At 39.8% G+C, this 24,605-nt stretch carries 26 protein-coding genes and 1 tRNA gene; 16 read left to right on the top strand and 11 right to left on the bottom strand.

What is annotated here, in order from left to right; translation table 11 throughout:
* Positions 1 to 146: 146 nt before the first annotated feature.
* The 3 genes from radC to HH214_RS14670 all read right to left on the bottom strand — a co-directional run bounded on the left by radC (position 147) and on the right by HH214_RS14670 (position 2,008).
* Positions 147 to 845: a RadC family protein gene (radC, locus tag HH214_RS14680; protein ID WP_169608845.1), complete on the bottom strand. Its 699-nt coding sequence runs from the start codon at positions 843 to 845 to the stop codon at positions 147 to 149.
* Positions 846 to 928: 83 nt separating this feature from the next.
* Positions 929 to 1,183, bottom strand: coding sequence for a 30S ribosomal protein S20 (rpsT, locus tag HH214_RS14675; RefSeq protein WP_169608843.1), 255 nt, complete (start codon positions 1,181 to 1,183; stop codon positions 929 to 931).
* A gap of 123 nt (positions 1,184 to 1,306) precedes the next feature.
* Complete coding sequence (locus HH214_RS14670; RefSeq protein ID WP_169608841.1) at positions 1,307 to 2,008, bottom strand: DUF4397 domain-containing protein; 702 nt, start codon at positions 2,006 to 2,008, stop codon at positions 1,307 to 1,309.
* Positions 2,009 to 2,179: 171 nt separating this feature from the next.
* On the opposite strand from HH214_RS14670, the gene HH214_RS14665 reads away from it, so the two are divergent.
* From HH214_RS14665 to coaD, 3 genes are all read left to right on the top strand, one after another.
* Complete coding sequence (locus HH214_RS14665) at positions 2,180 to 3,190, top strand: zinc dependent phospholipase C family protein (protein WP_169608840.1); 1,011 nt, start codon at positions 2,180 to 2,182, stop codon at positions 3,188 to 3,190.
* Positions 3,191 to 3,314: 124 nt separating this feature from the next.
* Entirely contained in the window at positions 3,315 to 4,394 is a 1,080-nt protein-coding gene (locus tag HH214_RS14660) for an alpha/beta hydrolase family protein (protein ID WP_169608839.1), read from the top strand.
* Between the two features lie 114 nt (positions 4,395 to 4,508).
* A complete protein-coding gene (coaD, locus tag HH214_RS14655) occupies positions 4,509 to 4,970 on the top strand; it encodes a pantetheine-phosphate adenylyltransferase (RefSeq protein WP_169608838.1) in 462 nt (153 codons plus the stop codon).
* On the opposite strand, the gene HH214_RS14650 is transcribed toward coaD, so the two are convergent.
* A complete protein-coding gene (locus HH214_RS14650; RefSeq protein ID WP_169608837.1) occupies positions 4,939 to 5,580 on the bottom strand; it encodes an NUDIX hydrolase in 642 nt (213 codons plus the stop codon). The two genes, coaD and HH214_RS14650, sit on opposite strands and share 32 nt — an antisense overlap.
* On the opposite strand from HH214_RS14650, the gene pyrE reads away from it, so the two are divergent.
* The 3 genes from pyrE to HH214_RS14635 all read left to right on the top strand — a co-directional run bounded on the left by pyrE (position 5,579) and on the right by HH214_RS14635 (position 8,529).
* Positions 5,579 to 6,220 (top strand): orotate phosphoribosyltransferase, encoded by a 642-nt coding sequence (gene pyrE / locus HH214_RS14645; protein ID WP_169608836.1) that lies wholly within the window; start codon positions 5,579 to 5,581, stop codon positions 6,218 to 6,220. The two genes, HH214_RS14650 and pyrE, sit on opposite strands and share 2 nt — an antisense overlap.
* A 480-nt stretch (positions 6,221 to 6,700) precedes the next feature.
* Entirely contained in the window at positions 6,701 to 8,329 is a 1,629-nt protein-coding gene (locus HH214_RS14640) for an ABC-F family ATP-binding cassette domain-containing protein (protein WP_169608835.1), read from the top strand.
* 127 nt (positions 8,330 to 8,456) lie between these two features.
* Positions 8,457 to 8,529: transfer RNA gene (locus HH214_RS14635), tRNA-Lys, on the top strand.
* Positions 8,530 to 9,757: 1,228 nt separating this feature from the next.
* On the opposite strand, the gene HH214_RS14630 is transcribed toward HH214_RS14635, so the two are convergent.
* From HH214_RS14630 to HH214_RS14620, 3 genes are all read right to left on the bottom strand, one after another.
* A complete protein-coding gene (locus HH214_RS14630; RefSeq protein WP_169608833.1) occupies positions 9,758 to 10,261 on the bottom strand; it encodes a hypothetical protein in 504 nt (167 codons plus the stop codon).
* Positions 10,262 to 11,527: 1,266 nt separating this feature from the next.
* Positions 11,528 to 12,151 carry a response regulator transcription factor gene (locus HH214_RS14625; RefSeq protein WP_169608832.1) on the bottom strand — a complete coding sequence of 208 codons (624 nt, stop codon included), beginning with the start codon at positions 12,149 to 12,151 and terminating at the stop codon, positions 11,528 to 11,530.
* Positions 12,152 to 13,453 (bottom strand): sensor histidine kinase, encoded by a 1,302-nt coding sequence (locus HH214_RS14620; protein WP_169608830.1) that lies wholly within the window; start codon positions 13,451 to 13,453, stop codon positions 12,152 to 12,154. It abuts the gene before it with no gap.
* A gap of 191 nt (positions 13,454 to 13,644) precedes the next feature.
* On the opposite strand from HH214_RS14620, the gene HH214_RS14615 reads away from it, so the two are divergent.
* The 4 genes from HH214_RS14615 (at position 13,645) to HH214_RS14600 (ending at position 16,929) form a co-directional block, all read left to right on the top strand.
* Positions 13,645 to 14,217 carry a Crp/Fnr family transcriptional regulator gene (locus HH214_RS14615; protein ID WP_169608828.1) on the top strand — a complete coding sequence of 191 codons (573 nt, stop codon included), beginning with the start codon at positions 13,645 to 13,647 and terminating at the stop codon, positions 14,215 to 14,217.
* A gap of 78 nt (positions 14,218 to 14,295) precedes the next feature.
* On the top strand, positions 14,296 to 14,688 hold the full coding sequence (locus tag HH214_RS14610) for a DUF4267 domain-containing protein (RefSeq protein WP_169608826.1): 393 nt from the start codon (positions 14,296 to 14,298) through the stop codon (positions 14,686 to 14,688).
* On the top strand, positions 14,685 to 15,200 hold the full coding sequence (locus HH214_RS14605; protein ID WP_169608824.1) for a cupin domain-containing protein: 516 nt from the start codon (positions 14,685 to 14,687) through the stop codon (positions 15,198 to 15,200). The genes HH214_RS14610 and HH214_RS14605 overlap by 4 nt, the downstream gene beginning before the upstream one ends.
* Before the next feature lie 202 nt (positions 15,201 to 15,402).
* On the top strand, positions 15,403 to 16,929 hold the full coding sequence (locus HH214_RS14600) for an IS1182 family transposase (RefSeq protein ID WP_169605910.1): 1,527 nt from the start codon (positions 15,403 to 15,405) through the stop codon (positions 16,927 to 16,929).
* Between the two features lie 265 nt (positions 16,930 to 17,194).
* Here HH214_RS14600 and HH214_RS14595 read toward each other — a convergent pair whose 3' ends face one another.
* The 4 genes from HH214_RS14595 to HH214_RS14580 form a co-directional block, all read right to left on the bottom strand.
* Positions 17,195 to 17,947 carry a hypothetical protein gene (locus tag HH214_RS14595; protein ID WP_169608823.1) on the bottom strand — a complete coding sequence of 251 codons (753 nt, stop codon included), beginning with the start codon at positions 17,945 to 17,947 and terminating at the stop codon, positions 17,195 to 17,197.
* Between the two features lie 78 nt (positions 17,948 to 18,025).
* The gene (locus HH214_RS14590; RefSeq protein WP_169608821.1) at positions 18,026 to 18,226 is read right to left on the bottom strand and encodes a hypothetical protein; all 201 of its coding nucleotides are present in this window, start codon (positions 18,224 to 18,226) and stop codon (positions 18,026 to 18,028) included.
* Positions 18,227 to 18,228: 2 nt separating this feature from the next.
* Positions 18,229 to 18,813: a hypothetical protein gene (locus HH214_RS14585; protein ID WP_169608819.1), complete on the bottom strand. Its 585-nt coding sequence runs from the start codon at positions 18,811 to 18,813 to the stop codon at positions 18,229 to 18,231.
* Positions 18,797 to 19,330, bottom strand: coding sequence for an RNA polymerase sigma factor (locus HH214_RS14580; RefSeq protein ID WP_248282102.1), 534 nt, complete (start codon positions 19,328 to 19,330; stop codon positions 18,797 to 18,799). Before HH214_RS14580 ends, HH214_RS14585 begins: the two co-directional genes overlap by 17 nt.
* 162 nt (positions 19,331 to 19,492) lie before the next feature.
* Here HH214_RS14580 and HH214_RS14575 point away from each other — a divergent pair, with 162 nt between their 5' ends.
* The 6 genes from HH214_RS14575 to HH214_RS14550 all read left to right on the top strand — a co-directional run bounded on the left by HH214_RS14575 (position 19,493) and on the right by HH214_RS14550 (position 24,573).
* On the top strand, positions 19,493 to 20,257 hold the full coding sequence (locus HH214_RS14575; protein ID WP_169608817.1) for an SDR family NAD(P)-dependent oxidoreductase: 765 nt from the start codon (positions 19,493 to 19,495) through the stop codon (positions 20,255 to 20,257).
* A 115-nt stretch (positions 20,258 to 20,372) separates the two neighbouring features.
* Complete coding sequence (locus HH214_RS14570; RefSeq protein WP_169608815.1) at positions 20,373 to 21,281, top strand: helix-turn-helix domain-containing protein; 909 nt, start codon at positions 20,373 to 20,375, stop codon at positions 21,279 to 21,281.
* Between the two features lie 86 nt (positions 21,282 to 21,367).
* Positions 21,368 to 22,255, top strand: a complete 888-nt coding sequence (locus HH214_RS14565; protein ID WP_248282101.1) for a helix-turn-helix domain-containing protein — start codon at positions 21,368 to 21,370, stop codon at positions 22,253 to 22,255.
* On the top strand, positions 22,252 to 22,728 hold the full coding sequence (locus tag HH214_RS14560; protein ID WP_315853171.1) for a DUF983 domain-containing protein: 477 nt from the start codon (positions 22,252 to 22,254) through the stop codon (positions 22,726 to 22,728). The genes HH214_RS14565 and HH214_RS14560 overlap by 4 nt, the downstream gene beginning before the upstream one ends.
* 184 nt (positions 22,729 to 22,912) lie before the next feature.
* A complete protein-coding gene (locus HH214_RS14555) occupies positions 22,913 to 23,512 on the top strand; it encodes a TetR/AcrR family transcriptional regulator (protein WP_169608813.1) in 600 nt (199 codons plus the stop codon).
* A 20-nt stretch (positions 23,513 to 23,532) separates the two neighbouring features.
* Positions 23,533 to 24,573, top strand: coding sequence for an efflux RND transporter periplasmic adaptor subunit (locus HH214_RS14550; protein WP_169608811.1), 1,041 nt, complete (start codon positions 23,533 to 23,535; stop codon positions 24,571 to 24,573).
* The last annotated feature ends 32 nt before the right edge of the window (positions 24,574 to 24,605 follow it).

The following is a 24,605-nucleotide window of genomic DNA, read 5'->3' as shown; positions in this document are numbered from 1 at the left end:
CGTAAAATTTTTGTAAGTAAATAGCTAAAATGTTTATTCATACGTCTATGTGCCAACTGCGCAAACCGGCAAAAGTTAACTGCATAATATTACAGCAAATACACTGCAAAGTTTGCGAATATAGGCTGTATTATTTACAGTAATTATCACAACATTCCTTCATCTGCAAAGCTGTAGTAACCACCATCAGTAATAATAAGGTGGTCCAGCACGCCAATATCCAGAATGCGGCCAGCTTGATGTATTTTTTTAGTCAGGTCAATATCCTGCTGGCTGGGCTTGAGGTTGCCCGACGGATGATTATGCGCCAGGATAATACTGGATGCCTGGTGCTGTAATGCAATATGAAAAATAATTTTAGGATCGGCCACAGTGCCCGACAATCCGCCTTTGCTAATCAGTTCTTTGCTAATAATTTTACAACTGCGGCTCAATAGCAATATCCAGAACTCTTCATGATTTAAATCTACCAAGTGGCGGCGCATTACTTGGTAAACACTGTTGCTGCCAGTAATAGTTTCCGGTATTTTAACCTCGGTATCACCACGCCTGCGGCCCAACTCCAGTGCTGCAATAATAGATATGGCTTTAGCTTCGCCTATCCCTTTAAAACGCGAAAGCTCATTTACCGAAACCTTACCCAACTTTTGCAAATCGTTATCATAATGGTGCAAAATACGTTTGCTCAGCTCCACAGCCGATTCGGTACGACTGCCCGATCCTATCAGTATAGCAATCAGTTCGGCATCACTTAGTGCACGTCGGCCCTGGCTGTTCAGCTTTTCACGCGGGCGATCTTCTTCAGCCCAGGCTTTTATGCTGATTTTGGTTTCGTAAGCTTCCACGTGGTTAAGCTATATAAAAAAACCAATAAAAACAAAAAGGCTGCACCAGCAGGTACAGCCTTTTAAAATAGCTTTATTTGTAATTATTGTAAGCCGTTAACAAATTTAGTCAGTTTTGACTTATTGTTAGAAGCTTTGTTTTTATGAATTACGTTTTTCTTAGCTAAACGGTCCAGCATTGAAATTACAGTATTCAGTAAAGGAGCAGCCTCAACTTTGCTTGTACTGCTTCTTAATTTCTTAATCGCATTTCTGGTAGTTTTAGCCTGGTATCTGTTGCGTAAACGTTTCGCAGCATTGGCTCTAATTCTTTTTATTGCTGATTTATGATTTGCCATTTTAGCTAAATATTCTTTCTTTAATTTTCGGACTGCAAATATATTTCAAATGTTTTTAATTAACAATAGCTTGTTTTAAAAAATTTATTAATAATTCACTAACCTTAAATCATTCAACAACAATTATTTATTTTGGAATATGCCAATAGTCAGGGCATTGGCCGACGAAGTGTTGCCTGCTACCCCTTTGGCATATAGCGTATATATTTTGCCGCTTTCCAGTGTTATAGCTGTGTTGGTTACTTTTGTTGAACCGCTAACAAGTACTGCAGCATAACTGCCTGCTTTAATTTCTGAATAGGCACTTCCTGATGTGTAGTTAACATTAGAAGCTATTATAGTAGAACCAAATGTTAAACTGGCACCTGAAGCATTAGAGGATGCATTTACAAAACGTACCTTAGCGTTGCCGGTTGAAGGTGCGGTCATATCGTCAGTAACTTGTATTAAGCTTAGTGCGCCGCTTTGGCCTGCCAAAAAGATGGTATAATTAGTATTGGCATCCAACTGAACGCTTGAGGTAGCTACCACAGTTTGATTGTTGCCTGCCTGAACAGTAGCTGTTTGCTGGCCTGCATAACACTTATTGTACCCTGATGCATTGCCATAAGCTACTGCGTTAGGTGTACGCTGAACGTCATCAATAAAAAGGCTAGCAGAGCCTGCATCAGAGCTAGCGTTAATGAAGTTTACTTGTGCATAGTACGTGCCATCAAAGTCATAGGGGTCGTCTTTCTTGCACGAGACTAACATAGTAAAAGCCAGTAAAACGGCACCGGCACGGGTTAAAGCTTGTTTTGAAAAGGTAGATGTAAATACTTTCATTTGCAATTCAGTTAATAGTAACACAAATTTACAGGTCCGTAAAATACAGGCACTGTTGTTATATATTACGCCAAAAAACGAAATTTATGGTATGACATTGGTAATTTTTTATCACCAAAACAGCTGCTATTACTTACAAGTATTTACAAATCAAAACATTACCCTACCGATATGCAACGCATTTTTTTACTCTGGCTAAGCATCATTCTTTTATTATGTTGCTCTTCATGGGGGTTTTATGCACATTACCGGCTCAATAGGCTGGCTATATTTACGCTCCCGAAAGGTATGGCTGGCTTTTATGAGGCTAACCGGGAGTATCTTACAGCTGAGGCCATCAGTCCTGACCGCCGCCGCTATGTAGATTCAACAGAAGCGGCCCACCATTTTTTCAATGCCGACCATTATGGCCGCGACCCGTTTCATACTGTGCCGCAAAAATGGAACGACGCTGCTAAAAAATACACAGCCGATACACTGAATAAATATGGTACCCTACCCTGGGCCATACAGTACCAATACTACAAGCTGGTAGCTGCTTTCAAAGCACATGACACCAGTGCTATTCTGCATCATTCGGTTTACCTGGGCCATTATGTGGCCGATGCCTGCGTACCGTTGCACCTTACACAAAACTACGATGGGCAGCTTACCCACCAAGCCGGCGTTCATGCCCTTTGGGAAAGCCGCCTGCCTGAGCAGTTTGGTAATCAATACAACTGGTATGCAGGTAAAGCTCATTACCTGGAAAATCCACTCTGGCAGGCATTCATTATTTGCAGAGGTTCATTTAAATGCGCCGACACCGTTTTACGTACGGAACATAAGCTTCATCTTACCTTTCCTGATAGCCTGAAGTATGCCCTTATGCAACGTGGTAACCGCAAGGTGAAAGATTACTCGGTAGCTTACTGTAAAGCTTACAACCAGGCCTTGCATGGCATGGTGCAACGTCGGTTACGGACAGCCATTCTAAACATTGGCAGCTACTGGTTTTCGGCTTGGGTAGATGCCGGGCAACCCAACTTAAATAAACTGATAGTCAGCCCACCATCTGCTGCCGATCGTGCTGCTATCATTCGGGAAGAAAACCTTTATAAGGCCGGAAAAATTGCTCCCTTACCCGATTATGGCTTGATAAACAAAACGCTGGAAGGAAAAGGTACACTGCGTGAAAACTAGCAAATATATAGCAGCTTTGATTAATTTACCTTTACTCAGTAAAACTTAGCAAGCATTTACAATTTTGTGCTTTACAGTAAATGTTAAATGATGTTAAAGCTTTAATACTCACCTGCTACTTATTATGAATATGCTTTATTTAGCGCCTATGCAGCGTAAAGCTATTCACCTTATCATTTTAGCCATATGGTTTACGGGGCAAGTTTCTGCCCAGCAAACACATCCTAAAAATTCGCCTAAAGATTTTGGCTTTACCGTTTTCAGCATTAAGGGTAGGTTAGACAGCATCCATTTTATTGTGAGCGATACCGTCTTTAAACAAAAAAAGCCTATATTCCTATTCAGTCAGGGCTCATTACCTACTGCTTTATTCTGGAAGGAAGATGCTACACATACCTGGCAGCAGTTTTTGCCTTTCTTATACAAACCCTATTTAAAAGATTATCGCTTTGTCATTATCAGCAAACCAGCCATCCCGGTTTTTACCTACTCGGCCGACCCCAACTATTTGTACCTTGATCCGGTAACCCATAAAACACCACAAGCATATTTTGACAGAAGCTACTTGGATTATTACGTAAGCCAAGCCAATGAAGTGATTAATTATTTAGCTAAACAAAAATGGGTAGATGCTACTAAAATCGTAATCTGCGGTCATTCGCAGGGCAGTAAGGTAGTGGCTAAAGTAGGCGCCATTAATCCACACGTAACGCAAGTGGTTTATTTATCGGGTAATCCCTTGGGAAGGTACGACCAGAATATACGGCAACTACGCAAAGATGCCCTTTGGGGTAAAATAAGCAACCAGGAGGCGCAGCAACAAATAGATACTTTATACACCCAATGGGCTACCATCAACCAGAAGCCTAATGATACACATAGTGCAGGCGGTGACACGAATAAAGCATGGATCAGCTTTTCTAAACCATCCTTAAATTATCTACTTAAAATTAAAGTTCCGTTATTTATTGGCTATGGCACGGCTGATAATACCGCCGATTATTGCGACTTACTGCCCCTAGATTTTATACGACTAGGTAAACATAACTATACATTGAAACCTTACCTTGGGTACGACCACAACTTTTTTCAAGCCACTTACGATGAAGAAGGTCGTAGAATTTCGAATCGGGAACATTGGGATGATGTAGCCAAGGATGTATTTGATTGGCTGAAAACCCAGCCTACTGTTAAACGCCGTTAATGCAGATAACTTTGACTGCAGATTACAATTTAGCATTACCTGTAACACAATAACTGGTAATACTTCAAATCCGAAATAAAACCTACCTTTGGCCAAAACGCTAATACAAAGCTTATGAAAGTTGCCCTGTTTCCGGGTTCGTTTGATCCGGTTACCAAAGCCCACGTGGATATTGTAAAACGCTCAGTAAGTTTGTTCGATAAGTTATACATCGGCATTGGGGTAAACAGCAACAAGCAAGGTTTTTTAACCATCAGTCAGCGTGAGCAAATGCTGCGTGCCGTATTTGAGCATGAACCCAAAATTCATGTTATTGCTTATGAAGGCTTAACGGTAGATTTTTGCAAAAGTATTAGTGCCGGTTACATGATTAGAGGTATCCGTACTGTATCAGACTTTGAATATGAAAAAGCCATCGCCCAGATGAATCACGCACTGGCACCCGATATTGAAAGTATCTTTATTGTAAGCAAACCCGGCTATTCTTCCATCAGTTCCACCATCGTGCGCGAAATTTTACGCCATCAAGGCGATGTAAGTCAGTTTATTCCAACAGAGGCGTTGGAATATCTATAAGCAAATCACGCTTCCATAATACATCAATAATAGATGGAAATGTATTACTGGTAACGGTGGCAATATCGTTTTTGCTTAGCCACTTCACATCAGTAATCCCTTCTTCGGTTTGCGGCACTAGTTTGGCTTTGCCTTTATATTTCATTTTATACCAGTAGGTCTTTTTCAGTACCACCTCCCCCTTCATAGTGTACACATGGTAGGTATTGATGATTTTATCCCCACATTTGCCGATAGCAATACCACATTCTTCCTCTACCTCGCGTACGGCGCTTTGTTTAGGTTTCTCACCTTTCTCCAGTTTGCCCTTAGGTATATCCCATTTGCCGTTTCTGAAAATAAATAAATAGTCACCTTTCTGATTTTTAACCAAACCACCGGCAGCCTCAATTACAGTTACGCTCTTTTTAATTTTTCGTAAAAAAGCTTTAGCATCTTTACACAGCACAAAATAGTACAGCTGCTGATGGCTATTATTCAGTTGCGCATATATTTTTTTCAAGTCAAAGGTTTGCGCATCAAGCTGTTCATAATTTTCCGAATGAGCCGGAGCCCCTTCTGTTAATAGAATCACTTTCTGGTTGATATAAATTCTGTACTTTTGAGCCATGTTTAATAAAAATGAGATTGAACAGCAAGTGGCTGAATTTCTGCTGCAAATTAAAGCAATTAAATTACAACCCAACAATCCTTTTACCTGGGCATCGGGTTGGAAATCGCCTATTTACTGCGACAATCGGGTAACCCTATCCTACCCTGCTATCCGTACTTACATCCGTCAAAAACTGAGCCTAATGGTACAGGAAGAATTTGGTTCGGTAGGTTGCATTGCCGGTGTAGCTACCGCAGGCATTCCGCAAGGAGCCTTAGTAGCACAAGAACTAGGCTTGCCGTTTGTTTATGTTCGCTCAAAACCTAAAGATCATGGTACCGGCAACTTAATTGAAGGTGAAGTAATGCCGGGTAAGCGCGTTGCGGTGATTGAAGATTTAATATCAACCGGGAAAAGCAGTTTGCAAGCAATAGATGCACTACGTGATGCAGGTTACGAAGTAGCAGGGTTGGCTGCCATTTTCAGCTATGGTTTTGATGTGGCTGACGAGAACTTCAAAAAAGCCAAATGCCGGTTTGTAACTTTATCTAACTACCAGGCACTGCTTAAATTTGCTGAAGAAAAGCAATACATTCACCCAGATAGCATTGCATTGCTTAACGAATGGCGGGTTAACCCATCAGAATGGGGCAAATAACCATTAAAAATAATATTTCTTATATAAATAGGGCTTGCAGTACAAAAATGCAAGCCTTTTTACTTTGAAAGTATTTAATATTTTACAGTTATGTATTTAAAATTTCTTTTATATACGGATTAATACAATTTTCTGCTTTCGGAATTATTGTAAGCTACTATTGCATTTACAATTACCAGACCGGCTATTAGAATGATCATCATACTGCTCGAATTTATATAATAAATAACGCAATTTATGTTCCTTCAGTTTATTAACCAGCTGTTACCCTGCATTTTTAAAAACATGAATAACAAACGCCATAGTTTGTCATTAAGCTATTAAGAAAGCGCCGATATCTTTAACAAACACCTAACTAAAAAATCACCTCAAAGGCATCAATCCAAAGTAAAAAAGCATACGCAATGTGGATTTATGTACACAATCACCCTCAATTGTGGCATAATAACCGTATTTTTGTATAAAACTTTCGGGGTCAGCATGATTAATGTTTCTAATCTATCATTACGCTATGGCAAGCGTACTTTATTTGAGGATGTAAACCTTAAATTTACTCAAGGCAATTGTTACGGTATCATTGGCGCTAATGGTGCCGGTAAATCTACCTTCTTAAAAATATTATCGGGTGAAATTGACCCGACTACCGGCTCGGTAAGCTTTACCCCCGGCGAACGCATGGCGGTACTGAAACAGAACCACTATGAGTTTGATGAATTTCCGGTAATTGAAACTGTACTGATGGGGCATAAAGATTTATATGCTACCATGAAGGAAAAAGATGCTATTTACCTGAAAGAGGATTTTACAGATGCTGACGGTGAACGCGCCGGCGAACTAGAAAACCTGTTTGCCGAAATGGACGGCTGGAATGCGGAAAGTAATGCCGCTACCCTATTGAGCAACTTGGGCATTAAAGAGGATTTGCATTTTAAGCTATTGAAAGAGCTGGACGGTACTCAAAAAGTAAGAGTATTATTAGCCCAAGCCCTTTTTGGCAAGCCCGATATTTTACTGCTGGATGAGCCTACCAACGATTTGGATATACATACCATTAGCTGGTTGGAAGACTTTCTGGCAGGTTATGAAGCCATTGTACTGGTGGTATCGCACGATAGGCACTTTCTGGATACTGTGTGTACGCACGTGGTAGATATTGATTTTGGCAAAATGACCATTTATACGGGTAACTATAGCTTCTGGTATCAATCAAGTCAGCTGGCCTTAAAACAGCGTTCAGATCAGAATAAGAAACTAGAAGATAAAGTTAAAGAATTACAAGAGTTCATCAGTCGCTTTAGCGCCAACGCTTCAAAATCTAAACAAGCTACCAGCCGTAAAAAAGCGTTGGATAAAATTAATCTGGAAGAGATTAAACCATCAAACCGCAAGTACCCAGCTATTATGTTTAACCAACAGGCCCGTGAAGCTGGTGACCAAATTTTACAAATTCAAAGTTTGGGCAAAACGCTGAGCGGTGAAGTACTTTTTAACGATATTAACCTGATGGTAAATAAAGGCGATAAGGTTGCTGTACTCTCACAAAATAGCTTGGCTACCTCTGCCTTTTATGATATTCTTACCGGCAGAGATACAGATTTTACTGGTAGCTTCAAGTGGGGCGTTACCATCAACTCCGCAGATATTCCGATTGATAATGCCGACTATTTTAAAGGCAAAGACCTGAACCTGGTAGATTGGCTGCGTGAATATGCTCCTGGCGAAAAAGACGAGCAATTTATTCGTGGCTTTTTAGGCAGAATGCTGTTTTCGGGCGAAGAAGTGCTGAAGAAAAATACAGTGCTATCAGGTGGTGAAAAAATGCGTTGTATGTTTAGCCGCATGATGCTGCAACAACCTAATGTGCTGTTGTTTGATGAGCCAACCAACCACCTGGATTTGGAATCTATCACCGCACTGAATAACGGTATGCGCGATTTTAAAGGCACTGTCCTGTTTACCTCGCGAGATCATGAGCTTACCCAAACCGTAGCCAACCGAATTATTGAGCTTACCCCAGGCGGTATGATCGATAAAATGATGAGCTATGACGATTACGTAAACAGCGAGGCTGTACAAAAGCAACGCGAAGAAATGTACGCTATGGCATAAGTGTTTCAAGTTTTGAGTAGCTGGTTTAAACACGTCGTATCAACACCTTATAAATCAGCCACTCAAAACTTGATGATAAAACTATAAACAAACATCTATTTTTCGTTTCTTTGTAAACCAATCGCCCGACTTGGTAGCTCAGTTGGTAGAGCAACTGACTCTTAATCAGTGGGTCGAGAGTTCGAGCCTCTCCCAGGTCACCCGAAACGCCGTTTTCTTACAAGAAAATGGCGTTTTTTGTTAAATGGGTAAAGCTATAGGTATAATTCGGGATGAACCTTTGTGAACTCAGTTAGACACTTTTAAACTACAGAACAATCCTGTTAGCTAATTGCTAACAACTAGGCCTTAGTAACTAAGTTAAATAAAAATTACCCAACTCTTGAAAAAATTTGAGTAGAGCGCATTTGTCTCACCTTTAGGAAAGTTACGTTTATCATAAACTGCCTATAAATAGCCGTTAAGGATTTATGTAGAAGTAACAAGAGAGAAAGTTAACTAATAGGACCAGTTGCATTATCATGAGGCTAAAGCCACAACGTAATAAATAAAAAACCCAGCTCAATGGTTGAGCTTGATTTTAATTACATGCAACTGTTACACAAGCGGGACGCTTACGAGAGCAAGGGTGATATATTTATATAAACTGAATATTGACAGCATGAGTGTCGGAAAAAACAATATTATTATTACAACAACCTTGTACATAATTAGTTAATTTATTTACTTCCAAATCCTAATTTGTATTCTGCTTCGATACTAAAATATACTGCCAGGTTTACGCCTATATCAATCCCACCAAACCAATTGATGAGATTTCCGTTTGTGTCAAATGAAACAGAGCCCCCAAAAAACCAAGTGCTCCTAAGGAAGTATCAATTTGCTCTGGATTGATGTTATTATAAGTATATTTTATACCACCGCTGATACCATACGTAGCTGCAAGCTCATGGGTATATTTTTTTCGCTGTGCTAAATCGAGGAATCAGTTTTCGATTATTCAAGCTTCCTTCCAGCATAACAGTGGAACCGGCGTTTAAAGTAACATCAAGACCTTTTTTTAATCCAATTGACAGTTGATTTCCTCGTGATAATTGAAAGCTTCCTTCAGTATAATAATGATCTTTTATCCAATTCCAAGCATCCAACTCCCAAATCCCCTCTGATTGGCACGCTTTTACCCCTATAAATAACAAAGCCCGGCAGGCTTACGCCCATTAATAAAAAACAAGTTGCGTAGTTTTTTCATCCCATGCCGCAGGGCGGCTATGGGCAAGTAAGTTTTTGTGACACAAAAACACAACTTGCAGCATAAAAAACAAACGCAATAACAGATATACCGATAGTTATATATACAACTATACCAATAGCTTTTTCTTAAAGCAAAAGCCCGGCTGGTGTGGCCGGGCTTGATGTTATTATGTCGTATTATAAGGACTTTTTTGATGCTTTCTTTTTAGTATATAATTCTAATTTCGAAATAATTTCATCATCAAAACGCTTCTCTATTCTTTCTTTGTCTTTTGACTTTAAATCGTCGGCAGCAAGCCACCATTTTCCAGTTATATTTTTTTCATTAAAGACTGCCCGTATGCCAATGGCTATTTTAGAGGTATCTGCTAATGCAACAGAATCACCAATAAACGTTATATAATACATTTCCTCGGGATCAGATTTAAAGTAAAAAATTCTGCTCTCAAGAAAGTCATATCCCGCTTTAGACCAATCATTATACTTATTCCATTTGGCGGGGATTTTATATTCTGGATGATTTGAATATAAGCTATCTATTGCTATTTCAAGTTTCTTCTTAGATGTAGAAAAGTATATTCCATCACCTATTGCTCCCAACGTACCGCAGCCCGCAATTAAACCACAAGCTATAAATTGTGTGATGGATATAAGCCATCTGGCTCTTTTTTTAAAAATCATAATATAATTTTAATTTTTTTAATGACTCGGTATAAATGCTGGCGTAATATTTCCGTATCCTATTGGAGTTTGTGCAGGTGAACTTTGAAAATATTGATTAATGGCATTATATATTTATTTGGGAATTATGGAAATTCCGATTACCTTCTCCTACAGCTAAACCCTCCATTCGCTCTGTAAAGGTAGCCCCATTGTTTGGGTTAGAGAATAGGCCATATTCATATTTTACCAACTGTTCGTCATGAGGAAGGGCACTTATATTAAAAAACACACCACTTGCGCCAGTTATTCCCAATTTATCATATCCTTTATCATGTCTAAGCACCCCTAAATCAGCTCGGTTAATAGGAGCAGCTTGATAATTCCAATCTCCATTATACGAAACAGGATTCCAAGGCCCTATGTATTTAGAATAAAAAATATTATGACCCAGCGATAAAGGATTGACGGATGTCGGATCAGGCCCCCCTGATTGGCATTCTTACTTCTTTTGGTCGGCTTAGGCTTTCCATCTTGAGGATCGATAATAGTAGCATCAGGCCCACTCTCTCGGTTGCTCTGCTCAATAGTGTACTGCAACGCCATCTGCTCGGACAACTCTGCTTGTTGGACCTTAGCATCCGGCCAGTAGAATATCTTAATAACTCTTTGATATCTTAATTTGACATAATAGTTCATCTAAGGTTCTTGTATCAGAATTTCTAAAAAAATATATAGAAAATAATTTACCTTTAGACTCAAAGGACACTTCAATTAGCCTTCTTTCTTCCTTAACTGAAAAATCATAAATAAATTTCACCTTTAAAATCTCAAAAACCGAGACAGATTGGGATCTATCCCCAAAATAACTTTTTAATAGTAGGCTATTTCCATCATAATACACTTTCCTGCAACGAGAACATCGAACCCACTGAATTAATGTAAAAACAACTAATATCACATAAGATATATTTACAACCCTATCTGGAAAATTATTTTTCAAAAAAAATCCAATAAATACAGCTATAAGTATCGGGCCAACAATTAGACCTATTAAGGATTTATAATATAGGATATCAGACGATAACTTTTTCATGTTATTATTAATGTTAATTTAACAGATGCGTTTGTATAAAAATGCTCCCTAATCCAAAACATCCGATAAGTAACTATTTTTAAACAATGTGCCTAATCACTTAAAAGAAAGACATACAGATTAAATCCGTAAGTTATAGACAAGCTTGATATCAGTGATTAAACAATCGATAATACTTCCTGACCAAGAAACTAACTGATCCATTTGTTGCTGCCAGCAATTTTTAAAGCTTCAGCTTTACTGTTGACTGCTAATTTTTGGTATATGTGTTTGATATGGCTCCGAACAGTTTCTTTACTGATAAACAGATCGAGGGCAATCTTGGAGTAGCTCTTACCTTCGGCAATCCCCCGCAAAACATCTTTTTCACGCTCAGACAGTGGCGAATCTTGCGGCCGGTTGAAAGATTGTACCACCATTTTAGCAATATTCAAACTCATGGGCGCACCTCCTGAAAAAGCCTCGTCTATATTCCTGACAATACTATCTATGTCTGAATTTTTAACAATATAGCCACCCGCACCTGCACATAATGACCGGAATACCTTGTCACTATCTTCCAGCACTGTAATAATTAATACGATACAAGCCGGATAATACTTCTTTATCTGAATAGTGCCTTCAATGCCGTTCATACCAGGCAGATCAATGTCCATCAGTACCAGATCAGGCACATCAATATTCAGCCTCTTCAAAGCATATTCGCAAGTACTGTATTGGCCCGAAACCTCGTAGGCCGCTGTGCTATTAATTACTGCGACAAACCCTTCCCTGATTTTATCGTTGTCTTCAATTATAATAATTCGCTTCTTCATCTATAAATTGTTGAGGCTATAAACAGGAACATTGATCTCGATTCTGGTACGGGTTGGTTGTTTAGATAGGGTAAATCCAAAAGCATTCTTTTTACAGCGCCGCTCCATATTAGTCAGTCCGTAATGCTCTCTTTCGTTATCTGCATCTTTCCAGGATCCGTTATCTTCGAGAATATAGGTGATGTGCTGAATTTGGCAAGTCATGAATAATTTTACTTCACTAGCACCTGAATGCTTGATGACGTTAGTCATGGCTTCTTTAAAAATAAAGATGACGTTTAAGGCGGCTGATGGTGCAAACTGCTTTAAGCGGGATTCATCACCTTTTGAAGAAAAAGCAACATCAAACTGATTATAGTACAATTGGCCATAAGCGGTCAGGTAATCAAACAGCTCCTGCGGGTCATCGCTGTTATGATTCAGGTGCCACAAGAAATCTTTACTACTGGCATATAAACGGTTACTGTTCTTGATAATACTATCTACTATGGGCAGAACCTTATTTTCGGAACTAAGCTTTAGCTTCAGCAATGAGGCCTGCCGTGTAATGGCTGATAGCATATTACCCGTTTCATCATGAAAATCAGTAGCCATGCTCTCTCGCATGGTATTGAGTTGTTCGGTACGCTTTTTTACGGCTTCATCCAGCAATGTAATTTTCTGGTCCTGCAAAGTTTTGATCTTAACACGGTCACGCTCCTGATCCAATTGCAAATAGGCCAGAAAACCGCCAAAGAAAACAGTAATTAAACAATTAACAATGAGAGGATATAATGGACCGCCTAATGCAGGGTGAACAGTGAATTCAAAATTGGTATGTAAAGTTTGATAATATATAAAAGCAAACATGAAGAGGTTGGTAAAGATAGACCACCAACCATATTTTTTATCAGACCAAATGGCCGCCAACAAATACATATGCAAAATACTACTGTTAACGGAGTAGATAAGGCCCGAATCTTTAATCCAATCGTAAATAATGAAATAAGTTACAAATGCAGTTATGGACATCGGAATACGGTAATGCCCCCACAGCTTAACGGAAAACAAAGTAATAATCAGCATACCTTCATTGATAAGATATCCTGCAACCGGTTTGTGTAAGAAAAAGATAAGGATCGGAAATAACAGCATTAGTGGCGCACCAACAATTACTGAGCTTACCACGATTCGCAATTCATTATACTGCGGATGTATGTTGTTGTGACGAATACCAGCAGGTAAAAAATAGTCAACAACCTTATCAAAGTGCATAGTGTAAGAGTGGCAGGCATTTAGCTGCTCCAGATAAAAGTACAGCATTCAGCCGAACACGTCAATAATTGGCTCAAAAATCCCCCAAATTGGGTGATTGGTTATTACTAGCTGACAGTACTTACTGAACTTTTATAAATCTTTTTATCTTTAGTTTTGGCTTTGATCTGATGAATTTCAATGCTTAGTTCTTGGCCAATCCTTATCCATTAACGGCAACTTTAGAACGATACTCTACCATGATAGACACCTTATTGCATAGCATACAACATATTATACCGCTAAGTACAAAAGAGAAAGATATTGTAACCTCTTTATTCAAAGAAAAAACTTACAAGAAGGGTGACTTCTTTCTGGCAGACGGACAAGTTTGTAAGCATGCAGGTTTTATAGTAAAGGGACTGATACGCTATTATATCAATCACGATGGCGAGGAAAAGACCTACGAGTTTGGGCAGGAGAACAATTTTGTATGCAACTACGAAAGCTTTCTGCCACAAACACCCTCGACAAAAATTATACAGGCTTTAGAGGATTGTGAAATGCTGCAGATCTCCTATACCGACTTACAGCTATTTTACCAATCGGTTGACGGAGCGGAGCGGTTTGGCAGGCTAGTTATTGAACAGGTATTTGTAGGGCTGTTACAAGCTCTCGGTTCGTTATACACAGACTCCCCTGAAAATCGTTATAAAAGGTTGTTGAAGGAACATCCCAACTTGCTGCAAAGAGTATCCCAATATCATATTGCATCGTACGTGGGCGTAAAGCCGCAATCACTTAGCCGTATCCGCAAAAGAATTTTCGCTTAAAAATGATTTGTTAACCCAGGTGCATGAATCCTGAATACGGGATATGGAATTTTGAGTCATCATTTAAAACAAAAAATCATGACACAAAAAATCTGTATTGCAATCGCGTTCCTGACTGGGTTGGGAATGATCTTCATCGGGACCAGATTTCTGCTGGCACCCGAAACAGCAGAAGCTGGTTACGGCATACACTTTAACAACCAAGGCGACTACTCTTTTCATTACATTAAAGGTATTCGTGACGTGTTTTCGGGTTTACTGATTTGCATCTTCGTACTCACCAAGCAAACCAAAGCATTGGGTATAACGCTGGCTGTAGGAACCATTATTCCAGTCACCGATATGTTGATTGTTTTAAGCAAAGATTACAATGGCATCGTACAAGCTATCCCTCATATCTCTGCAATTATTGTTTGCGCTGCCGTAGGAACTATTTTATTAATGCCTAAAACCATCAGCAAGGCTTTATGAAAACGCAAGGATACATCAAACTGATTAGTTCAGCAGATACACACAAAGAAAGTGTTATGGAGTTTAGTATTATCCCAGACGAAAAGACACCATGGCATTACCATACTCTTTTTTCAGAGACTTTTAAATTGCTAAAAGGCACGTTAGAAGTTGGACTGAACAACCAAGTTCGCTGGTTGAAAAAAGGCGATAAGGTAACCATCAAGCCGAACGAGAAACATTACTTTCATAACATTTCAGATGAAGAATGTTTAATCCAAGTGACTGTAAGTCCAAGTAATAAAAATTTTGAAAATGCGCTGCTCATATCCAAAGGACTGGCAAAAGATGGCTTGGCTAGTGCAGCAGGAACACCCAAAAAGTTAGCTGACCTTGCTTTGTTCGTTTATTTAAACAACTCTAAAATGGTTGGGCTACAAAAAATTGCAACACCACTTTTTAACTATCTTGCCACAAGGGCCATTAAAAAAGGACGTTTAAAAGAATTAGAACTTAAATATGGCGCACAATAATAGAACAAGTGCTGCCACTAATTCTCCTATTGTAGAAGAATGTTATTCGGTAAGGCAACAGAGCTAGAACTACAAAGACTGCTTATATTATAATAATGTATGAATTAGAAGAATAAAGAAATAGTTGAAATCAATAAAAAAGAGGCTGTCTCATAAGGGACAGTCTCTTGTTGTTTTAGGATATTTTTGGTATCTTAAAGGCATGGGAGGCAAGATAGTCTTTAAGGAATATGATCCAGACCAGTTAACGTTTTTACCGTACAAACTGGAGGAACTGGTACCGACAGGTCATCCGGTCCGTATCGTTAAACAGGTCGTGGACACGGTAGATGTCAAACCGATCAACCGGAAGTACAAAGGCGGCGGGGCGTCAAGTTTCCATCCCCGGCTGATGCTGAAGCTGCTGGTTTACGGCTATCTGACCAATACTTATTCCTCACGCAAACTGGAAGAACAGGCGGCACAGAACGTACACTTCATGTGGCTTTTAGGGATGAAAAAGCCCGACCACAACACCATCAACCGTTTTCGCAGCGAGAAGTTGTCAGGCGTCTTAAAGCAGATCTTCTCACAAATCGTGTTGCTGCTCGAGCAGGAAGGTATCGTATCCTTGAAAGAAGCCGTTTTTACTGATGGTACCAAGATCGAATCAGCGGCGAACAAGTACACCTTCGTATGGGGCAAAAACATCAAGGCGAATAAAGATAAGATGAAAGCCCAGCTTGATGAACTGTGGGGTTATGCGCAAAGCATTGCCGCCGAAGAACTAAAAGATACAGCGCCCTTGGAATATAGTGAGATCAACCCGGAGAAAGTAAAGGAAACCATCTCAAAGATCAATGCAGCCTTAGATGATAAAGAAGACGTAGACAAAAAAGTAAAGCAAAAGCTGAACTACGCAAAGAAGCACTGGCCGGAGAGCCTGGCACGGTATGACGAGCAGGAAAAGTTATTAGCCGGCCGTAACAGCATGTCAAAGACCGACCCGGATGCCACCTTCATGCGGATGAAGGAAGACCATATGCTGAACGGACAACTTAAGCCGGCCTATAACCTGCAGATATCCACCCAGGAGCAATTCATCCTTAATTATACCCTGCATCAAACCTCAACCGATTACCAAACCTTGTCTTCCCATATTGAACAATACCAAGCCTTATATAAAGACCTGCCCAAAGCCATTGTTGCCGACACCGGCTACGGATCGGATGAGAACTACGGTGTGTTAGCGCGAAAAGGCATTGAGGCTTACATCAAATACAATACGTTCGATAAGGAACAAAAGGACGGTATCAAAGCGTTCAGTAACGACAGCCTGCATTATAACGAAGCGGAGAATTACCTTGTTTGTCCGATAGGTCAATGGATGGCGCATATCGGTAACGGTCAGCGAGTCACTTCATCTGGTTTTGTACAACTGATCAGCCGTTACCGTGCCCAGAACTGTGAAGGTTGCCCGATGCGTGGTGTTTGCCATACTACACAGGGTAACCGGGTCGTTGAGATCAACCACAGCCTAAGACAACATAAACAGGCAGCCAAAGAACGGTTGAATACAGAACAGGGTATCAACCTCAGGAAACGAAGGCCGGCCGATGTGGAACCGGTATTCGCCCAATTAAAGCATAACCATGGCTTCAGACGATTCCTGCTGAAAGGGATGTCCAAGGCCGAGGTCGAAATCGGCTTATTATCCATCGCACATAACCTAAGAAAATGGAAAACCTGAAAACAAGCTTTTTATAGACTTTTAGAACCTGTTAGAATCAATCCCCCGGTTCTTAAACGGCTGCTGACATCTTTCACTCAACCTTCCAACCAAAAATCATAACTAAATAAAAAACCGCCTCATATTTAACTTATGAGACGGCCTCTTCGATAATCCCACTAAAACTTGAACAGTTTAAATATCTCGTTGAAACATTAGTCGTTTTAAGCAAATTAACCACTATTGCTAGCTAGGTAACAAATCTTGGATATTTTCGGTTATTAGTTTAATTGCCGTTTATGGCTTCCCCTAATGCTACTCCTGAAACATCTGTTTTTAAATCTAAATCATCAGCATTCAGAACACTTTTAACGCGATCATTACCCTTAAATGCAGTTTGGAAATCTTTTTTGGTAGAACCTACTTTTTTGAAGGTGTCATCAACGGTTACAAAATAGGTACTACTAGGCACATAACTTTTCGTTACCTTTTTAGTGTAAAAGTCTTCTTGCGATGCAATTTTCACACTGTTTAATTTATACAAACTAACCTTATCCGCATAAACAAGTTCTAAAAATCCCGGTGTTTTTAAATCCTGATTTTTTACCTTAATAAACTTACCTGTGTGATTTTCCATTCCGCTAAGTATATCAAATTTACTTACGGAATCTGTAATATCATATAAGTTATTATCCATATTACATTCAACGCGCTGGTTGAGCATATCATAGCGCACTTGTAAGTTTTTAAGCTGTTTACCACTGGTTGTAGTTACTGTAGCCGTTTGAAAATCGTTATTCAAATAGGCAGACCCTGACATATTAACGCCTTTTTGCGTTCTTAAAGGTTTACCCAAACTCATAAACAAAGGCGACGGTTGTTGAGCAAATGCTACTGGCAAGTACAAGAAACTGGTTAACAGGAGTAAAAAGGTCTTTTTCATAACAGTGATAAATTTGGTAAATGTATTTTTTAAATGTAAAAACGTTTTACCACATTTTAGCCTTTTTTTTAAAAAACCTATTTTATAAAAACTCAAGAAGAGAATAGCAGCTTAAGTGTAAACACAAATACACAATATACTTCATAAAACGCCTGTATTATTATACTGCCTAGTTTAGCAGCCTTGCTGCTGTTTCTTGCTCTGCTGTATTTTAGCAAGCGCAATAACTTCAAGCGATAAACCTAAGCCGGTCATAAATCCTTTAACCATATCAGGGGCCGGATAATAGCGGTTAATGATTGGGTTAAAGGTTGTTAACAGCAAACCTATAATCAGGCAGGCTAAAGCGGAGTTTGGGATAGAACGACGTTTCATATTTATTTGAGTTGATTTAATAACTTTTCTATCCGTTGCCGGGTAGCTTCCAGCTTTTCTTGATCTTTCTTGAAAGTACGCGGACTTACCACAAACCACATAATAGCAAGGTAAGTCAGGATAATAGAATAAATGCTGTAAAACCACACAGGGAGCTTGTAAATAGGTTCATACATATACAATGCCCAACCTACCGTGCAAAGCGAAGCAAAAATGGCCATCGTTTTTTTATAGTAGCGAATTTGATTCAACCGAGTTTGCTCAATAAACGCCAGGAAATCCACATTGCTGTAATCATCCAACTGATAGAAGCGTTTGAGCGATTTGACATTATCTACGGCCAGCATACCACAACCTGCCATAATCATTGCTCCACCCAAGTAAGTGGTGAAAAGTTTAAAATGTGAAATGCAAAGTACTCCCCCAATCAACAAAGCAATCAGAGTGGTTAATAAAATCATCAGCCATTTATTTCGCAGCTTTTCGTTACGAAACTTACGAATCAATTGCACCATTTCTTTCGAACTGGGAAGATTGTCCGTTTTTGCAGTATGCCATATGGCTTTCAGATCATCTAAATTGTCCATGCGCTTTAAATTTTTGAGCCAACTTTTCTTTTATCCGATGAACTTTCACTCTCACATTTACATTACTTAGCCCTACAATAGTGGCAATTTCAGCCTGCGGCAAATCTTCTAGTACCAGCGAAATAATAATACGCTCGGTTTCCTCCAGTTCGGCAATGCATTGATACAAGAAATTTAACTTTTCTTCTGGTGATTCTTCCCGAACCTCGGCTAAATTAAAAGGTAATTCTGCCGATGGCATACGCTTGGCAACCTCCATAGCACGCAGACAGTTGTTGGTAGCTATCCGGAATATCCAGGTACTAATTTGCGATTGGTTACGGAAGTTAGAAAGATTTTTCCAGACCGATATAAACGTTTCCTGCACCAAATCTTTAGCTTGTTCAGCATCATTGGTATAGCCCATGCACACCCTAAATATTTGCGGAGCATAACGGTTATATATTTCGTCAAAACTTATCATGTCACCTAAGGCGGCGGGTATGAGCTTTCTTTGTGCCGGGTTAGATACGGCCATTTCGCAAATGTTACACTTAATGCAATATCACTTCAACAATAACTAAAACTGAGAAAAATACAAAGGCATTAAATTATTTGAATTTTGCAAATAGCTGATTGATTGTTCCAAACGCCCACTCTCCTATTCTCGGCATCTTTGCTTAACTAAATTTAATGCAAGATGGAACACAAAAGTAAAATAGCACTAGTTACCGGTGGCAGCCGGGGTTTAGGTAAAGATATGGCACTACGTATTGCCGAAAAAGGAATTGATGTAGTACTTACTTATAATAGCAAAGCACAGGAAGCTGAAGAAGTAGTAAAACAAATTGAAAGTACCGGTCAAAAAGCTGCGGCCATTCAATTGAATACAGCCGAAGTTCAAAGCTTCGACACGTTTGTTGATCGCCTGAAGGATACATTAGCTACTCAATTTAACATCAATCAGTTTGATTTTCTGGTTAACAATGCGGGCTTTGCCGGCTATTCTCCGATAGCTGATGTAACAGAAGGAATGTTTGACGGATTAATAAATGTTCATTTTAAAGGCGTTTATTTCTTAACGCAAAAGCTATTACCTGTTTTATATGATGGTGGTGGCATTATCAACATTTCCAGTGCCTTACCTCGTATTGCCGTACCGGGTTCGTCGGTTTATGCCAGTGTGAAAGGTGCAGTTGAGGTATTTACACGTTACTTGGCTAAAGAACTGGGTAGCCGTAAAATTAAAGCCAATACGGTTGCACCAGGCGCCATGATGACTGATTTTGGCGGCGGACACCTACGAGGCAGTGAACAACTACAGCAATTTGTAAGTAGCAGCACACCACTGGGCCGACCAGGTGTAGCCGAAGATGTAGGCGGTGTAGTAGCCTTTTTATGTACCGAAGATGCTCGCTGGGTTAATGGTCAGCGTATTGAAGTTTCAGGCGGTATGTTCGTGTAAGTAACTTGGCATAATCCACTGTAAAGTAGCACTGCACTATTTTACGGTGGATCATACTTAAAGCACTAGGCAGTACTGACTAGTGGAATGCTATATTTGAACTTTGCAAAACAACATGATTCCTAATTCTTCATTAGATGATTTTTACCAACGTAACGGAGCTTCATTGCCAGAAGGTATAGCGCGCGAAATTGGCCATTTCAATGTTTTTGAAAGCGAAAAGCTTTTTGATAAGGAAACCGGCAACCGCATCATGCCGTACAGCAGGCGGACTTATTATAAAATAGGCTGGCTAAGAGGTAATAGCAGAGCAGAGTATGCTGATAAGGTGATCGATATTCAGGAAAATGCTTTGTTGTTTGCAACACCCAAAATTCCGTACCACTGGTTACCTGAGGATAGTAATCAAACCGGCATGTTTTGCATTTTCACACCAGATTTTCTCTCGCCTGCTAAAACCGGCGTAGTGCTGGATGAACTGCCTATTTTTCAGCCAGGGCAGCTACCCATATTCCAGCTTTCGGCAGCTGAAGTTCAGGAGATTGAATACATCTTCCGCAAAATGCACAAAGAGTTGAACGCTGATTACAAATACAAGTATGATCTGCTACGTAACCTGGTGCTTGAACTTATTCACTATGGGCAAAAACTGCAACCCTTATCAGCACTCAGTGCTACCCAGAATGCTTCTGAACGTATATCTTCCTTATTCATCGAACTGCTGGAACGACAGTTTCCGTTAGAGTCCTCTCACCAAAGACTAAGCTTGCGTACGCCTAAAGATTATGCCGACCGTTTAGCTGTACACGTTAATCACCTCAACAAAGTACTTAAAGAAATAACCGGCAGTACCACAACAGAACTCATTAGCAACAGAATTATACAGGAAGCCAAAACGCTGCTTAAACAAACGCACTGGAGCGTGGCCGACATTGCTTATACCTTAGGCTTTGATGATTTGGCGCATTTTTCTAATTACTTTAAAAAACAAACTGCTTTTACCCCTTTAGCCTTTCGCACCTAAGGTAATAATTACTTATCAGTAAAAATTACCATAACTACCCTGAATGTTGCCATTATATCTGGTACCATCAGGCGTACCTTTGTTACATGATAAAGGAAAAGTTCCCGGTATATGATATTTGTAAATTATCTGATTTTAAACAGGAAGATATTTTAGTAAGCCGGTTTGCTCCTTATTTGATAGCACACAAAAACTTACATCTGCCGCATAAGCATACCTTTTATCATCTGGTTCTGTTTACCGAAGGTTCTGGGCATCATGCTATTGATTTCCGGAACTTTCCGGTAAAGCCTTACCAGATTTACTTTATGGTTCCGGGCCAGGTACATAGCTGGAGCTTTGAAGGACAGGTTGATGGTTACGTAATTAACTTTTCAGTTCCTTTCTTTCAATCCTTTTTGCACCGAGCCGACTACCTGGAACAGTTTCCTTTTTTTAACGGAACCATTCAGGATGAGGTGATTGACATTCCATCCAATTTACAGCAAGGGGTTCAGCACCTATTTGAACGCATTTTGCTAGAAACTGAAGATAACAAACGCTTGGGTGAAGATATGGTACGGTTGTTAATGCTAGAAATGTTTATCCAGCTTGGCAGACTAAGCTTTTCCAGTCAGCAGGCCACCGAAAAATCATCATACAACTACACCTTGCTTAAAAGCTTTCAAAAGCTGGTGGATAAAAATTTCACCACGCTGCGCTTACCTAAAGAGTATGCTGAACTGCTTTACATTACGCCAAACCACCTGAATGCTTTATGTAATGATGTGCTATGTATTTCGGCAGGTGAAGTAATTCGAAATCGTGTGATACTCGAAGCCAAGCGGCTGTTGGTTAACTTAAACATCAGCATCAGTGAAATTTCCGGTCAGCTTAACTTTCAAGACAACTCTTACTTTACCAAGTTCTTCAAAAAGCAAGAAGGCATTACCCCCGAACAATTTAGAAAAGAAATCAAATTACAAAGCATATGAACACCCTGACATTAGACGTTAATAAAATGCAACCAAAAGAAGCAACACCAAATCCAGCCCCTTATACACATTCTGCCGTTAAAGCAGCTTTACATTGTAAATGCCCTAAATGTCGTACCGGTAACATGTTTACTGCTGGTTCGCTAGGTCTATTCAATCAAGAAATGAACAAGAATTGTTCACACTGTGGTTTTCAGTTCGAGATTGAACCCGGCTATTTTTATGTAGCCATGTTTATTAGCTATGCCATGAATGTGGCCATACTGGTAACTTGTGCCGTAGCTACTTATATTTTAACCGGTAGTGAAAACCCTTGGTTATATTTAGTAACTATACTGCTACCATCTTTATTGTTATCACCTTTTACCTATCGCTATTCCAGAGTAGTATTACTGTTCTGGCTCACCCCAGGTGTACACTTTGAACCGGAAAGAGCAAAGCCAGACTACCATAACCCGTTTGCTTCAGAATAATAAATCAACTGTGCTGATCCAGAAATATAAAAGCCATTCAGGTTGTACTGAATGGCTTTTGTATTTCTGGATTTAGAAGGGCTATCAAAGATTTATGTTTCATATAAATGTCATAAAAGATTGACCCTTTATACAAACTTACCAACTCGGAAAACACAATGACAAAAAAACTATTATTGTCATTATGTTATTGGATAATAAAGAAGATGTAAATAGAACTGCCATTATTGAAGCAGCCACGCTGCTCTTTAAGAAATACGGCTATACTAAATTAGTAATGGATGATATTGCCAAAGCCGTACATAAAGGTAGAAGTACACTATATATTTATTTCAAAAATAAAGAAGAGCTCTTTAATACGATACTGCAAAAAGAGACAGATACTTATTTCAACGAGCTGGAAGCTCAGCTTCCTCATCATGCCTCCGCTACCGACAAGCTACTGGTTTACTGTCGTACTAAATTCCAGTTTATACATGCTAAAACTAACGAGTACCTCATATTAACCAAAGATTTACTGGAGCATCCAGAAATTCTATTTAAGGTACGCAGGTTATGTGAACCTCGCGAAACGCAGCTAATTAGCAGCATTATACAGCAGGGTGTTGAAAACAAAGAATTTCAACCCTTGCAGTCCCAGCAAATGGAGCTACTGGCCTCTGTACTCATCAGCGCTTTCCGGGGTGTTATTGACGATTTCTGTTTAAGTGAGCGTACCTGTGATATTGAACCGGTGCAGGAACTGGTTGAAATGTTACTCTTGAAAGCACTAACCCATAATTAACTTCTGGCACCAATTGAATCATGAAAAAGCATTACTTATTATACTTAAATCTGGTAATTATCCTCAGCAGTTGCAGCCACAAAAAAGAAGACGACCGTTCGGATGCCGAAGCTTCGGCACGTGCCCCGGTTGAAGTTCTTAAAATCACCACTACAGAAGATAAACAGGTTTTAAATTTAAGCGGTACTATTCAGTCCGAAAAAACAGCCCAAGTAGCCTTTTCCGTGCAGGGCCGGGTGGCTTCTGTATTAACCGATGAAGGACAATCAGTTCAAAAGGGCCAATTACTGGCTACGCTTGATCCGCGCGATTACCAGTACCAACTGGAACAAGCCAACGCTAATTTACTACAAGCTAAAGATACCTACGAGCGCTACAAGCAACTGTACGAAAAAGGCAGCCTTACCCCTAAAGATTACGTAACTGCCCAATCGCAATACCTGATGGCGCAGGCTAATAAGCAAACTGCTGCAAAGCGGGTAAGTGATACCAGGTTGTATGCGCCTATATCGGGCACTATAACTGGTAAAATGACCGAAGTTGGCAACCAGGCTTCGCCGAATGCACAGGCATTTACTATTGAGCAGATGGATCATGTAAACGCTACCATGACTATTCCCGAAAGCGAAATAGGCAACGTAATGCGCAATAACAACGCAAAAGTTACCGTACCTACGTTAAATCAAACTTTTACAGGTAAAGTAACCAGCGTTAATCCGCAAGGTGCCAGAAACAGTAACACCTATCGTACTAAAATACTGCTGAACAATACCAGCCACCAGCTTTTACCCGGCATGATTGCTGAAATCAATCTGCAAACCAACCATAAGGCGCAATATATCACCGTTCCTCCTAAAGCCGTAGTGCACGATCAGGATGGCCTATCTTATGTCTTTCTGGTTGATTCTGGCGCACAAACCCGTGCCATTCGCCGGCGCATAACGGTAGGGCAGGCTGTGGGCGATGCTATTTCGGTAGTAGATGGTCTGCGCAGTGGCGACCTGCTGATTGTTGAAGGCCAGTACCGACTGAAAGACGGGCAATCGGTTCAGGTTAAATAATTCATACTATTTAAAAGCTAACATCATTACTT

This window comes from Mucilaginibacter robiniae, from assembly GCF_012849215.1.
GTDB lineage: Bacteria > Bacteroidota > Bacteroidia > Sphingobacteriales > Sphingobacteriaceae > Mucilaginibacter > Mucilaginibacter robiniae.
Note: the sequence above shows the minus strand (reverse complement) of the source record. Positions and strands in the feature narration are given on the sequence as shown.